The organism is Paenibacillus sp. PDC88, from assembly GCF_900106725.1.
Classification (GTDB): Bacteria; Bacillota; Bacilli; order Paenibacillales; family Paenibacillaceae; genus Paenibacillus; species Paenibacillus shunpengii.
The window spans coordinates 460,067-473,524 of sequence record NZ_FNNT01000003.1 but is presented as its reverse complement, the minus strand read 5'-3'; the positions used below and the strand labels follow the sequence as shown (position 1 = coordinate 473,524).

At 49.8% G+C, this 13,458-nt stretch carries 13 protein-coding genes and 1 pseudogene; 6 read left to right on the top strand and 8 right to left on the bottom strand.

Going from position 1 to position 13,458, the window contains the following annotated elements:
- The first annotated feature begins 22 nt into the window (after positions 1-22).
- Both BLW49_RS12690 and BLW49_RS12685 read left to right on the top strand, forming a co-directional pair.
- Positions 23-583, top strand: a complete 561-nt coding sequence (locus BLW49_RS12690; protein ID WP_076314235.1) for a pyridoxamine 5'-phosphate oxidase family protein — start codon at positions 23-25, stop codon at positions 581-583.
- Positions 584-604: 21 nt separating this feature from the next.
- On the top strand, positions 605-1,738 hold the full coding sequence (locus BLW49_RS12685; protein WP_090724959.1) for an SGNH/GDSL hydrolase family protein: 1,134 nt from the start codon (positions 605-607) through the stop codon (positions 1,736-1,738).
- A gap of 79 nt (positions 1,739-1,817) precedes the next feature.
- On the opposite strand, the gene BLW49_RS12680 is transcribed toward BLW49_RS12685, so the two are convergent.
- A complete protein-coding gene (locus BLW49_RS12680) occupies positions 1,818-2,435 on the bottom strand; it encodes an acetate uptake transporter (RefSeq protein ID WP_076314241.1) in 618 nt (205 codons plus the stop codon).
- Positions 2,436-2,559: 124 nt separating this feature from the next.
- A complete protein-coding gene (locus BLW49_RS12675; protein WP_090724957.1) occupies positions 2,560-3,471 on the bottom strand; it encodes a phosphatidate cytidylyltransferase in 912 nt (303 codons plus the stop codon).
- A 144-nt stretch (positions 3,472-3,615) separates the two neighbouring features.
- Here BLW49_RS12675 and BLW49_RS12670 point away from each other — a divergent pair, with 144 nt between their 5' ends.
- Positions 3,616-4,161: a hypothetical protein gene (locus BLW49_RS12670; RefSeq protein WP_076314242.1), complete on the top strand. Its 546-nt coding sequence runs from the start codon at positions 3,616-3,618 to the stop codon at positions 4,159-4,161.
- 87 nt (positions 4,162-4,248) lie between these two features.
- Positions 4,249-4,713, top strand: coding sequence for a DUF6944 family repetitive protein (locus BLW49_RS12665; RefSeq protein ID WP_256209739.1), 465 nt, complete (start codon positions 4,249-4,251; stop codon positions 4,711-4,713).
- A 155-nt stretch (positions 4,714-4,868) separates the two neighbouring features.
- On the opposite strand, the gene BLW49_RS12660 is transcribed toward BLW49_RS12665, so the two are convergent.
- The 6 genes from BLW49_RS12660 to BLW49_RS12635 are packed head-to-tail and all read right to left on the bottom strand — an operon-like array spanning position 4,869 to position 11,215.
- Complete coding sequence (locus BLW49_RS12660; RefSeq protein WP_256209738.1) at positions 4,869-5,687, bottom strand: Cof-type HAD-IIB family hydrolase; 819 nt, start codon at positions 5,685-5,687, stop codon at positions 4,869-4,871.
- Positions 5,680-6,744 carry an ABC transporter ATP-binding protein gene (locus tag BLW49_RS12655; RefSeq protein ID WP_090724956.1) on the bottom strand — a complete coding sequence of 355 codons (1,065 nt, stop codon included), beginning with the start codon at positions 6,742-6,744 and terminating at the stop codon, positions 5,680-5,682. Before BLW49_RS12655 ends, BLW49_RS12660 begins: the two co-directional genes overlap by 8 nt.
- The gene (locus BLW49_RS12650) at positions 6,741-8,492 is read right to left on the bottom strand and encodes an ABC transporter permease (protein WP_090724954.1); all 1,752 of its coding nucleotides are present in this window, start codon (positions 8,490-8,492) and stop codon (positions 6,741-6,743) included. Before BLW49_RS12650 ends, BLW49_RS12655 begins: the two co-directional genes overlap by 4 nt.
- Positions 8,493-8,510: 18 nt before the next feature.
- Complete coding sequence (locus BLW49_RS12645; protein ID WP_090724953.1) at positions 8,511-9,557, bottom strand: ABC transporter substrate-binding protein; 1,047 nt, start codon at positions 9,555-9,557, stop codon at positions 8,511-8,513.
- Positions 9,554-10,453: a Cof-type HAD-IIB family hydrolase gene (locus tag BLW49_RS12640; RefSeq protein WP_090724951.1), complete on the bottom strand. Its 900-nt coding sequence runs from the start codon at positions 10,451-10,453 to the stop codon at positions 9,554-9,556. Before BLW49_RS12640 ends, BLW49_RS12645 begins: the two co-directional genes overlap by 4 nt.
- Before the next feature lie 27 nt (positions 10,454-10,480).
- The gene (locus BLW49_RS12635) at positions 10,481-11,215 is read right to left on the bottom strand and encodes an MBL fold metallo-hydrolase (protein WP_090724950.1); all 735 of its coding nucleotides are present in this window, start codon (positions 11,213-11,215) and stop codon (positions 10,481-10,483) included.
- Positions 11,216-11,439: 224 nt separating this feature from the next.
- On the opposite strand from BLW49_RS12635, the gene BLW49_RS12630 reads away from it, so the two are divergent.
- Positions 11,440-12,417, top strand: coding sequence for a sugar-binding transcriptional regulator (locus tag BLW49_RS12630; RefSeq protein WP_256209737.1), 978 nt, complete (start codon positions 11,440-11,442; stop codon positions 12,415-12,417).
- A 221-nt stretch (positions 12,418-12,638) separates the two neighbouring features.
- A pseudogene (locus BLW49_RS29195) lies at positions 12,639-13,205 on the top strand (S-layer homology domain-containing protein); the annotation flags it as partial.
- Positions 13,206-13,458 lie beyond the last annotated feature (253 nt).

Genomic DNA, 13,458 nt, shown 5'->3' with positions numbered 1-13,458 from the left:
AACATAGGGGAGGTAGATTAGAATGGCAAAGCAGTTCCCGGCCTTACTGCCAGAGCATGTTGAGTTTATTGGAAAACAGCATTTGTTCTTTGTAGGTTCAGCGGCTCTATCACCAGATGGGCATGTTAATCTTTCACCCAAGGGCTATGATACGTTTCGTGTGCTGTCCGAGAATCAAGTCGCTTATCTCGATCTGACCGGAAGCGGCAGCGAGACGAGCGCACATATCAAGGAAAATGGGCGGGTAACCATCATGTTCTGTGCATTCGAGGGCCCGCCTAATATATTGCGGCTGTATGGAACGGGAAACGTAGTGCTGCACGGGACGAAGGAGTGGGAGGAGTTGTATCCCAAGTTTGATCCGCTTCCCGGATCAAGGCAGATTATCATCGTCGACGTACATAAAGTGCAGACTTCCTGCGGTTACTCTATTCCGTTCATGGCATATGAGAAGGAGAGAGATACACTCCAAAGATGGGCTGATCAAAAAGGGGAAGAAGGGCTGAAGAGCTACTGGGAGCAGAAAAACAGCGCAAGCATTGACGGTTTGCCGACTCCGCTCGGAATCCAGCTTAATAAGTGAGCAATAATAAGGAGTGAAGTCATGAAAGAAGATCCGAATCTGCAAACTCATCAGCTATCCGATGTTCCTCATCTTAAGGTTCACGGCCGTACGACAGGCAGGCTCGCACCACTCACCTTATTCTGGACGGGGAGTGGCATTGAACTGAACAGCACGGGCTCCGAGCTGTGGCTCGAAGTCGAAGTGGACTACAGCCAGCATGAACAGTGGATCTCTATTCTGATCAACGGGGTGCCGGCAGCAAGACAGATGCTCACGCACGGCAGGTACTGGATCTGCTTATTCAGAGGGATGAATGATCGTACGGTCAAAAATGTGCGAATCGTGAAGGAGGTTCAGGCCATGAGCGCCGATCCTGATGCCTTGCTGCAATTCCATGCGGTCAAAGGCAATGGGCAGTTTATGCCTGTTCCCGAGCGTGCTGTGAAGCTGGAATTTATCGGCGACAGCATCACTTCCGGGGAAGGAGCTATTGGCGCAAAATTAGAGCAGGACTGGATTCCGATGTGGTTTAGCGCGGTAAGCAATTACTGCGGGTTGACGGCCGCAGCGCTCGATGATGCGGAATACCGTATCCTGTCCCAGAGCGGCTGGGGTGTGCTCACAAGCTGGGATAACAATCCGAAGGCGAGCATGCCGCAGTATTATGAGCAGGTGTGCGGACTGCTGCCAGGAGAGCGAAACCGGGAGCTCGGTGCGCAGGAGCCGAACGATTTTGCCGCATGGCAGCCGGATGTCATTGTGGTCAATCTGGGTACGAATGATGGCGGTGCCTTTCACTCTCCCGAATGGCGAGATGAAGCAGGAGGAGCGACCCACAAACAGCGGTTAAATTCGGACGGAACATATCATAAGGAAGACTTACAGGCGTTCGAGAACGCGGTAGAGCAGTTTCTCGTCACCCTTCGGAAGAATAATAAGGAGGCTCATATCGTATGGGCCTACGGTATGCTCGGAACACCGATGATGCCGGCCATTTATCGGGGGGTGGATGCTTACCTGTCGAGATCGGCCGATCGGAAGGTATCTGTGTTCCAGATGCCGAACATGACGGAAGCGACCATGGGCGCGAGAAGTCATCCCGGTGCGTTGGCTCACGAGGAAGCCGCCACAGCATTAGCAGGGTATATTAGAGGCATTCTTCCATCTAAATAACAGGCTATATACAAACAGGCCATCTCCCGGATATCGGGAAACGGCCTGTTCTGATGCATACCGGTTTAAACCAATAGCTTTATTTTTTGAAAATGCCAAATGCTCGTCCCACAGGCAGGAAGGTCCGTCCAAAGTGCGTATTAAGCACAGCAGCGCCCGCTCCATACAAGGATAGAAGTCCGATACCCATCTCTGCATAGGCTGCCAGCGTGTGGAAGACGTGAGGAGCAATGCCGAAGGCATCCAGCGTCAAGCCGAGGAAGAGCAGATCGATCAGTACGAAAATAAAGAACAGCACTTTATGTGTCTCCATAGCTCCAATAGTCATAAATACGCTGAAGATCAAATAGCCGGCAAAAGCAAAGCCCAGTTGTCTGCCATCTGCTGCACCTGCAAGCTCCTCCCCGAACACGCCCATGTTCGTCAGCCAGCTGGCAGCTGTAGCAAACCAGAAGAAGGCATAAGCTCCAAAGGCGGTCATGCCGAAGGTGTTATTGTGCTTGGCGTCCAGCATGCTTGCGAACAATTGAGCGAAGGCTCCTAGAAAAATAGCCCATGGGATAACCAGGCTGAGGCCCTCGGTCAAGCCCAGCTTCTGCGAAGAAGCAACCAGTGTAACAATAGCCAGGCCGAATAGGCCGATACCGCTCGGATCAGCCGTTACAATCTTAACTTGAGTCGATGATGCATTTGACATGTTGTTTGTTAATGCCTCCAGTAATCTAATATAGGTGCATTCATTTCATTAATTTCTGAAAATTATGAAAAAAATCATGCTGAATCATTTTAGCGCATCAGGACATTTTAATCTACTACAAATATTACATAAAATCGAAGAAATACCGGATAAAGTGAAACAGCACCGGCGAAGTGTAGGTTAAGCTGTCAATTTGACTGAGATAGCCTTTCTTCGGTGCCTCCAGCTTGTCGCCTCCGAGCAGCAGGTCCCGCTTCAGCACGGAGATCGTTAAGCTGCCGAAGAATCCGCTGAGGCTGATCAGCATACCTGTAATTAGGCCAAACTTCAAATCGAACGGCGTCAGGTGAGGATAGGCAAAATAAGCAGCAGCTGTCGTCACGAGAAACGCGCAGGCAAACCCCTCCCATGTTAAATAGGGATTGGATGTGGGTACGATTTTTCGCTTGCCAAAATAGAGAGACGCTAAATAATGAACGACATCACCCAGCTGTGTCAGCAGCACGAGATACAAGACGATTCCAGCTCCATACTCGGGCGCAGCGAACTGATAATAGGCCAGGTGACTGAGACCGAACACCATCAGCATAAGCCCCCACTGGGTAGAGCTGACGCTGCGTACAAATCCGATCGTGCCTTTGTTAATCAGCCGCGGAAGCGGAAGGAACAGGAACACATACACGGGAATAAAAATAATAAACATGCCGTACCAGCCAATGTAAATCCAATAGAACTGCACCGGAATTGACAAATAGGCCCACAGAAACAGTCGGCGGTCTGCCTTCCTCGTCTTGATCATAGAGAAGTATTCCCGCAGGGAGAAGAAACATAGTACCATAAGCGATAAGAGCGAAACTGCTGGAGTGAACAGGGTAGCCAGACAGAAGATGAAGAACATGCCCCACCAGGTCTTGATCCGCTGGCCGATTGCCTTGTAGTCCTTGTCAGGCTGAACCCTGCCGATGATATGATAGATAATATGGATTGCAACTAACAACGTAAGAATAACGATAAGCGTAGGTAAAGAACTGCTCAATGTGATGTCACCAACTTCTTCAAATTCTCGGCTATAATGAATGAAAACTACGGATAGAAGACCTTGATTATTCGAAAATTCCACCATTAGGATCATATGTTATTATGAAGGAATAGGTCAATCTTGATAAGGGGAAATTTCAAAATGGAAGCTTCACGCTCAGTTTATATATTGCTTACGAATACAGGGACGCTCTTTACGAAGATGATCCAGAGCTATACAAGGGCTCCCTATAATCATGCCTCCATTTCATTTGATCGGGAACTCTCCGAGCTGTACAGCTTCGGCAGAAAGCATCCGAATAATCCGCTGAATGGCGGATTCGTCAAGGAGGATATCAAGACGGGTACGTTCAGCAAATATCCTGGTACGACATGCGTTCTGTATGAGCTGAGGGTCACCGACCGGGAAGTAGTGAAGATGAAGAGAGTGCTGCAGATCTTTATTCGCAGTCATCGTAAATATATTTACAATATCCTCGGTGTGATTGGCATTACGTTAAAAGAGCCAGTTGAGTTCAGCAACTCTTACTTCTGCTCCCAGTTTGTCGCTGAAATCTTACAGCGGTCCGGAATCAAGCTGTGGAATAAGCTGCCTGCACTAGTGACACCGGATGATTTTCGCCAGTGTGACCGGCTGAAGCTGATCTATGAGGGCAAGCTGAGCGAGTACGAACCTGATCATGGATAAAATCTAGCAAAATATCTTTATCCTCGCGGACACCGGCTGCATATGCTATAGAAACTTACAGCACTCAGGAGAAAGCAGGGATGTACTGTGCCCGCCAAGCGACAGCAGCAGAAGCGGCTGGAGCGGCGCCAGCTTCCACAGCAGAAGAAGCAGCTGCCACAGCCGATCAAGCGGAATAACTCCAAAAAGTCCCCGCGGAAGAGGCAGCAGGGCCAGCAAAACCAGGCTAATGAGCAGTCTGAGCAAATCCAGCAGGATATTAATGTACAGCTTGCGATATATACATGGCTGCAGGCAATCGGCACGAACATCACAGCGATTGGACAGACCAAGATCCTGTCGAGAAGCACGGAGGTACAAGACGAGGGACAGAACCTGGTGGTTATAGGAAACATTATTCAGTCCATCGCCAATGCAGTCCAAACCGAGCTTACCTTGCAGCAAACCCCCTTTGTCACGAACAAGAGCGCCAACAACTGGAATGCCTTCGGCAGCCTGCTGCAATCCATTGGGAATTCAATTCAGGCGATCGCGACAGAAGCATCGGACTAAGATGATGAAGTATGCGTTTGGTCTAATGGCCAAGAAGGCAAAGAAGAAAGAGCCTATCCATTCAAGGAAGGGCTCTTTTTGCTCTGAGCATCCACTGCATCTAGATCCATGCGATCAAGGCCTTAAGCAGTCATTTCGTGCATATTTATCATGAATCAAGGGAGCAAGCCTACCATCCGCAAGCCGTTCGCGATCCCATCCTTGTCTACATCGGTAGTGACATATTTGGCGTGCTGCTTGACGGCTTCCGGCGAATTCCCCATCGCGACGCTGTTCCCGATATACTGTAGCATCTCCATATCGTTCAAATTGTCCCCGAACGCATAGGCCTCCCTCGGATCATATTGCATATAATGGAGGAGCTGTTTGATTCCATTCGCTTTGGAGCCGCCGCCAGGGAGGACATCCAGAGAATAAGGATGCCAGCGGACAAATTGAAGCGAGGTGAACCTCTCCCTGTATTGCCCTTCCTCATGCTCCGGACAAAACAGCATGCTCTGATAAATGCTCCGCTGGTGGTAGAAGTCCGGATCATACTCGGGATGAGGATACTTCAGGGAGCCCATGCATTCCTCTACATATGGATCATAAGCCTGGCTGGCTCGCATCGTTTCATGATCCAGGTATACGAGGGCATGGCCTGATTGTTCCGCAACAGCAGCAAGCCTGGACAACTCATCCGTCAGATGCGGATTGGCATAGACGAGCTGATCATTCAGAACGACATACTGGCCGTTAAATCCCACATATGAATGAATTTCCAGCTCTGCTGCTACGGCTTGCAGCATGAATGGAGAGCGGCCGGTTGCAAGGACAATCTCATGACCTGCTGCTTTCAACTCATAGATTGCTTGCCTGGAGGATGTGGGAATCCGTTTGTTATAATCCAGCAGTGTCCCATCAATATCAAAGAAAATTAATCGTTTCGCAGACGTGCTCGTCCTGGTTCCATGAAGCATGCCTTGTTCATACATAGCTTTTTTCCTTCACCGGTTTCTGAAGGGGGATGGATAGGGTCACCGTGTCTCCGATTTGCAGGGGCACCGGTGAAACGACTTCCAGCTGCTGCGCTCCTGACTGAATATCGTAGATAAACTCCTTCCCTTGAAATTGTACGTTCGCAACCGTTCCCTGCAATCCAGCTGTGCTGTCTGAGGCGAGCTCAAATTGATCAGGGCGTACGGGGTAAGTCCCGTTCTCTTTGAAGTAGGGGGAGATCTTCTCGCCAGTCCAAGGCAGGCCGGTCTCCGCCCCATCAGGGAAGAAGCCATTCGGTGTCCACTGCCCGTGTACAAGATTCGATTTCGAGACAAACTTTGCTACAAATTCGGTTTGCGGATATAAATAGATCTCTTCGGGTGTTCCAGCTTGCTCTATCTGTCCATCCTTCATCACAATGATGCGATCGGCCATCGCAAGTGCTTCACTTTGGTCATGTGTAACATATACGATAGCGGATCTCGTCTTCCGATGGACGGATTGGATTTCCCGTCTCATATCCATGCGGAGCATCGCATCCAAGCTGCTAAGCGGCTCATCCATCAGTAATAGAGACGGCTCTGAAGCAATCGCCCTCGCAATCGCTACGCGCTGCTTTTGTCCGCCGGACAGCTCATGCGGCATGCGCTTGGACAAGTGCGACAGCCCGACAAGCTCAAGCACATCCTTAATCCGTTTGTCTTCATGTTCCCTTATAGATGAAGGTGTCTCCTTGTGGTTTCGGATCGGAAACTGTACATGCTCATATACATTCATATGCGGCCACAGAGCGAAATTCTGAAACACCATCCCGATGCGCCGTTTCTCCGGCGGGGTCAGCCCATGTGCGCTGGCAACGACTTTGTCCTGAATACGAATCTCTCCGGAGGAGGGCTGTTCAAAGCCGGCAAGCATGCGAAGCAGTGTTGTCTTCCCACAGCCGGAAGGACCGAGGATGGCAACAAACTCGCCTTCTGCAATCGTTAAATTTACGGATTTGAGTGCCTGGAATCGGCCAAAGGCTTTGCATATTTCATTCAGCTGTATACTCATAATCGAACTCCTTTGCGTCGGGATAAATACTGGATGAGCTGGAGCAGTCCTGCTCCAATAATGATGAGGAACACGATCAGGCTCGATAAGGCTGTAGAGTACAGTGTATCGCCTGCCTGCTCAAAGCTGAAGATCGTAACCCCGATTGTTTGGGAGCCGGAAGAGTAGAGCAGCGCAGAGACGGTTAGCTCCGTCAGAGCTGTCAGAAATACGAGCAGCGCTCCGCTCAGAAGACCGGGCAGCAGGAGCGGGAGCAGAATGGTCCTCCACTTGGTGAACATACCAGCACCCGATACACGGGCTGCCTCTTCCATCGATGCGTCAATTTGCATAAAGGCAGTGACTCCTGCCCTGATCTGCAAAATGAGGAAACGGCAAATATAGGCGATGAAGAGAATCGTCACCGTTCCATAGATGCCTGGGTTCCAGCCAGGGATTGGCTCCATCCAGACGAGAATCATTGACAGGGCAAATACGATGCCGGGCAGCGTGTATGGAATCGAGATGGCCAGCTCAGCGGCTTTGTTCAGCCTCGAAGGCTTGCGAACCCGCACATAAGCAAACAGTGTACCGATGATCAGGCATGCAAGCAGGGTGAACAAGGAGAGCATAAGGCTGTTCGTAATGGCCTGCCAGATTTTTGAATTCTCGAACAGAATATATTTGTAGTTGTCCAGTGTCAGCCCTTGCAGGCTGAAGCCTCCGCCATATGAGCTTCTCAGCGAAAGAGATACCATGGAGAAGAGAGGAACGATGGTAATTCCAATCAGTCCTATCCAGATAAGGGAACTGATCCAAGCCCGGTGTTTGCCGAGGAAGTAGCGCGGCTCTTCATCCATCATGATCGTATCGGATGTCTTGCTCTTCCGTACAGACAACCATTGCAGCCAAGTGCCGGCGATCGCGACCAAGCCCAATATGACGGACAGCGATGCGCCTCTTGCAAAGGCAGAGGGACCAAAGCCGATGATTTCTTCATAAATTAGTGTGCTGAGCACGCTTATATTGACGGGAGATCCGAGGAAAGCCGGAATCCCGAAGTTGTCAAGAGATGCCAGGAATACGAGCAGACCGCCTGCCGTAATGCCCGGAAGCGCTAGGGGCAGCGTAATTTTGACAAAGGTTTTGACCCTGCCTGCTCCGCCCGCTTTGGCCGCCCATTCCAGATCGCGCGGAATTTTCTTGAGTACACCCGTCGTAAACATATAGACAAGCGGAAAGTGATGGATGCCCATGACGAAGATGATGCCTCCGGTGCTGTACATACTCCAAGGCTTGGCATCTGGATTAAACAGCTGCAGGAAGCTTGCCATCAGACCCTGAGATCCCATGAACGAAGACCAGGATAGAGTCAGAACATAAGAAGGCAGTACAAAAGAGAGCAGGATCAGAAGATGAAGCAGCCGTTTATGCTTAATATCTGTGTAAGCCATGAACCAGGCAGCGCACAGCCCCATCACCAGGGAGAGCACCGTCGATCCAAGTACAATGACAAAGGTGGATTTGAGCGTATTCCAGAACCGATCCTGCCGAAAAAGCTCGCTGTAAATACCGAGTGTGAAGCCTTCCTCTCCCCTAAAGCTAAGCAGTAGAAGCTGAATGATGGGGAGGATAAAGAAGAACAGCGTCAGTAAAATGCCTATAGCTGTTCCCGTCTTCTTGTAAACTGAGGGTGACGAGAATAGGGAAGAGCGGGCGGCCCGCTCATTCCGTTTCTGTTCGGCCATTGCCGTGTTTCTGTCCAGCATGTATGATCGCTCCGTTCGTTAATTTCCGAACACTTCTGTAAATTTCTCTTTGTCAGCCTCGCGCTCGCTCGTAAGTGTGGCAAGATCACCGCTCATGACTTTGAACTCAGAGAGGCTCTTCAGCCCTTCTGGAGGCGCAATGCCTTCACGAATTGGAGTATAGCCGATCTCTGCTGCCAGCTCCTGTCCTTCTTCAGACAATACAAAGTCTACAAATGCCTGTGCTGCTTCCTTGTTATCGGTATTTTTCATAATGGCAATCGGCTCAGTAATAATCGGTACGCCTTCCTCCGGATAGCTCAGCTCAATTGGGGAGCCTTTGGCTTTTTCACGGGCCACAAGGTAATCGACGACCATGCCGTAGCTTTTTTCACCACTTGCAACGGATTTGAGTACTGCGCCGTTTCCTTTGATTACGGAAACATGGTTATTCTTCAAGCCCTCCAGATACTCCCATCCAAAGCCGTCTGTCCGTGAGAATACACCAATGTTGTATGCGGCTGCACCGGAATACAGAGGACTTGGCATGATTGCTGCGTCCTTGCTTGCTTCCTCAGTCAGAGTGTTCCAGGAAGTCGGAGCGGATGCCACCTGCTCGGTATTCGTTGCAATGACAGTTGCCATGACCTTGGTTCCCGTGTAAGCACCGTCCGGATCTACCAGCTCGTCAGGGATACTTTCAGCTTCAGGAGAGGTGTAGGAGAGCAGCAAGTCTTGCTCCTTTAATCCTTCAAAAGTGACCGCGTCGGCAAGCAGGAGCAGATCGGCTTGAACCTCGCCAGCCTGATTCTCGGCTTGCAGCTTAGCTGTTACTTCCTCTGTACCTGAACGGAAGGTTTCTACTGTTACATCCGGGTATTTCTCATTAAAGGCGCTGACCAGCTTGGTTACGTCCTCTTCTGGCTGGGAGGTGTAGAAAGTCAGCTCGCCGGATACGGAAGGAGCAGATGAGCCAGCAGCTTCATTTGATCCTGTATCGCCGCCGGAGGAGGTGTTATCCTGGGCACCGCATCCGGTAAAGATCAGCATTGCAGCAAGAACAGAAAAGATCGCACTTTTTTTCATAATATATTTGAGCTCCTTTTGTCTTCATATTTGGATTGGGTTGGCAACAAATAGTTCTTTACGGCATACGCAATGCCGTCTTCCTCATTGCTTAACGTTACGACATCGGCGGCCTGCTTAATGGAATCCTTGGCATTGCCCATTGCGATACCGAGCCCTGCCCACTGAAGCATGGACAGATCATTGTCATAATCGCCGGCTGCCGCGACTTCGGACGGATGCAAGGAATAATAGCGGGTTACATGCTCTAGAGCAGCGCGTTTACATACTCCCTGAGCATTGACGTCAAAGCGCCGCCTGCCGGTCCTCGTAATGGTGAAGCAGCCCCATTCGTACAGCTCGTCCATTAAGCCTTCAATTTGATCAGGGGAATCACAAATGACTGTAGCTTTGTAGATTGGCGACGCAGAAGTGCGTGCAAAGGCATGCAGATCTCCTACAGGCTGTACTTGGATGTATCCGGCTTGCTCCTGATAATGCTCCTCTGTAAGCGGCTTATCCGGCTGTACGACGACATTGGCGAGCGGCCAGCGCATATTCATCTCATTTAATTCTTTGACATAGAGCACATTGTAGCCGTAAAAGTGGACATAGGCTCCTCTGCTCTCTGCTAGATGCACAAGCCGCAGCAGATCGGGAGCAGGCAGCGGAATGCCATGAATAAGCTCACCGGAGGCTTCATCCATAATGACGGCTCCATTCAGGGCAATAAGCCGGGCATTCATATCTGCCGCTTGGGCATGCAGCCATACCGAGGCAGGAAATCGACCAGATGCAATGGTGACAAGGATATCCTTATTCATGAGCGCTCGGAGCGAGGCATGTACAGACTCTGTTATGCGTTTGCTTGGATCAAGCAGTGTGCCGTCCATATCAAGTGCCAGTAATTTATACATAGGTGGGCCCTTCCTTTGTCCTTGGATTCATAGGGTGTACACATGAGCAGTGTCCGGGAGCTCCACGGGGCCCTCAAATGCTGCACATGCGGACTGAAGCATGCTGTCAAAATCGCCGTCACCAGGCAAATGCACGAGGATTAGTTTTTTTACATTAGCTTTGCTTGCAATGGTTCCTGCCTGGTGTGCGTTCATGTGACCCAGTCCTGAAGTATGAACACTGCCGTCACAGATTGTCGCTTCACAGAGGAAGAGGTCTGCATTCTGTGCGATATCAATAAGAGATTCACAGTAGGAGGTATCCGCAGAGTACACAATCACTTTCTCTCCATACGTGATCTTGACAGCATAGCAGGGAATGGTGTGGCGGACAGGAACGAATTCAATTTTTGCTCCGGCCACGAAAATAGGCTGCTCCTCCTCAATATGGACAATTTCAGAATGATCCCCATAGAGCGTGTTCAAGATTCCCGCAGGCTCGGCTGGCGCATAGATCGGCAGCCTTCTGTTCATTCTTCCATTGCGCAAAGCACCAGTGGCTGCATACTGTAGGATGCCGATATCGGCCATATGATCATAATGGAGATGCGATAAGATCACGCCATCCAGCTGCTCCACTCTTGTATATTTGGCAAGCTGGCTCATGACTCCGCTGCCGCAGTCCAGAAGCAGCTGTCCCTCCCCGGTTTGAATGAGAAATCCTGCTGTAGCTCCATCTGCAGCTGGATACCCTCCCCAGTACCCTAGTATTTTGATCTTCATGGACTTCACCTCAAAATGGTTGTAAAGTAGATTTACATTTGTTCCTCGACAAAACAATTGTAAAAGAGATGTGTTTACGAGGCGTTAATGTAATGTTAAATTTCTGTAAAGCAGTCGCTTGTACGGCGGATGAATATTTTCCAGCAGTGCATTTATATAGTAGAGTGAATATATGGATAAGAAGTTGCTGCAGCGAAATCTCAATAGTAAGGGTGAATGTTGAATTGAACGACGAATACGACAAGGACCTCGTAAAAGTATGCAAGCTCTACTACTATGAAGCTTGGACGCAGGAGAAAATAGCGGAGAAAATAGGGGTGTCCCGGCCGATCATCTCCAAAATGCTGCAAAAGGCTAGAGAGAAAGGGATTGTCGAAATCATTGTGCATGACGAATCCCATCAGACGGCTGAACTGGAGAAGCAGCTGGAGCTGAGATATCAGCTGAAAAGGGTGTTGGTCGTGCCGACGAGAGACCTGAACAAAGAGCTGGTTACAAGCGCCGTCGGTAAAGCAGCAGCCCAGTTCGTTCAGAAGCTCATTAAGAATGGGGACCGAATCGGAGTGTCATGGGGGAATACACTGTTTCACATGGTGCGGGAGTTCCCCCTCGACAAGAAAGAGAACGTGAAGGTTATCCCTCTGATCGGTGGAACAGGAAATGAGAGAACAGAGGTTCATTCCAATCAGATTGCTTATGAGCTGTCCAAGAAGCTGGGCGGAAGAAGTGAATCGCTATATGCTCCTTCCATGGTGGAAACAGAGGAGCTGAAGGAACAGCTAACCCACCTTCCTCATATCCAGTCTGTTCTTGCAGAAGGGAAGCGGGTGGATTTGGCTGTCGTTGGTATCGGAAATCCGTATACCATGTCGACTCTGGAGCGGTTCGGCTACCTGTCCGAGCAGGTGCTGAGCGAGCTGAAAAAGCTGGGCACTGCAGCAGACATCAACTCCCGGTTCATCAACCATTACGGCCAGGTTGTAGATCATTCCATCAACCGTAAGGTGATCGGCATGAACCTCGAGCATCTGAAGCAGGTGGGGCAAGTTGTGGGACTCGCTTTTGGCATGCACAAGATTGAGAGCATAACGGCTGCACTTCGCGGAGGCTGGATCCAAATGCTGGTCACCGATGAAGCGACAGCCGTACAATTAATAAACAGCGAAGAGCATAGCACTAGTAGGAAGCAGACGGATGATTAGTCCGTCTGTTTTTTTGCGGGAAAGTTATTGACGCCATATGGTAAATAAAGTTAGAATACAAATGTTAACTAGATTATTTAGTAATTAATATTATTATTAATTATATGATAACGGAGGTGAACAGTTCTCCACACGCCGGCTATGGATGGTTTAGTCCTAATCTTGTCAGCAATCCCGCAAGAAATTGAGCGATACAGCTATATTAACGAAGGAGGATATGCATGAAGAGAATGATGAAGAAAGTTACGGCCACGCTTCTCACATTTACGATGCTACTGCCTGGCGCCGCATTCGCTGACTCCAGCCAGAAGGAAGATGTGAGTGGTCATTGGGCGAAGGAGCAACTCGGCACCTGGATCGACAGCGGTCTGATGCAAGGATATCCGGATGGGTCCTACAAGCCGAACCAGCCGATCACACGGGCTGAACTTGCGACACTGATTAATCGTACGTTCAACTTGGTTGAGGTGAACAGCAGCAGTAAGTTCTCCGATCTGTCGGTGCAAGATCCTTTTTATCAAGAGATATTGAAAGCGGTTGCGAACGGTTATATGAACGGATATGCAGACGGGACAATCAAGCCGGACAGCTATGTTTCCCGTCAAGAAGCGGCGGTGATGCTGACGAAGGCTTATGGACTGCCGCTGCAATCTGCTCTTGGGTCTTCTGCACTTTCTGATGTGAAAGGGCTTCCAGATTGGAGCCGGTCATATGTTAATACGCTTGTTAATGAGGGCTATGTGAAGGGCTATACGAACGGCACCTTTAGCCCAGAACGCCAGATCACGAGAGCTGAAGCAGTGACCCTCCTTCAGAACATCTCAGGACAGGTCATCAATAAATCAGGAACTTACAGCAACATTACATCCCGTAATGTGGTCATTAATCAGCCGGGTGTGACGCTGGAGGATACGACCATTGATGGAAATCTCTATCTGACTCAAGGGATTGCAGATGGAGACGTGGTGCTTAACAATGTCACTGTCAAAGGTCAGGTTATCGCTAGTGGCGGCGGTGAGAATACAGTGCACCTGCAGGACT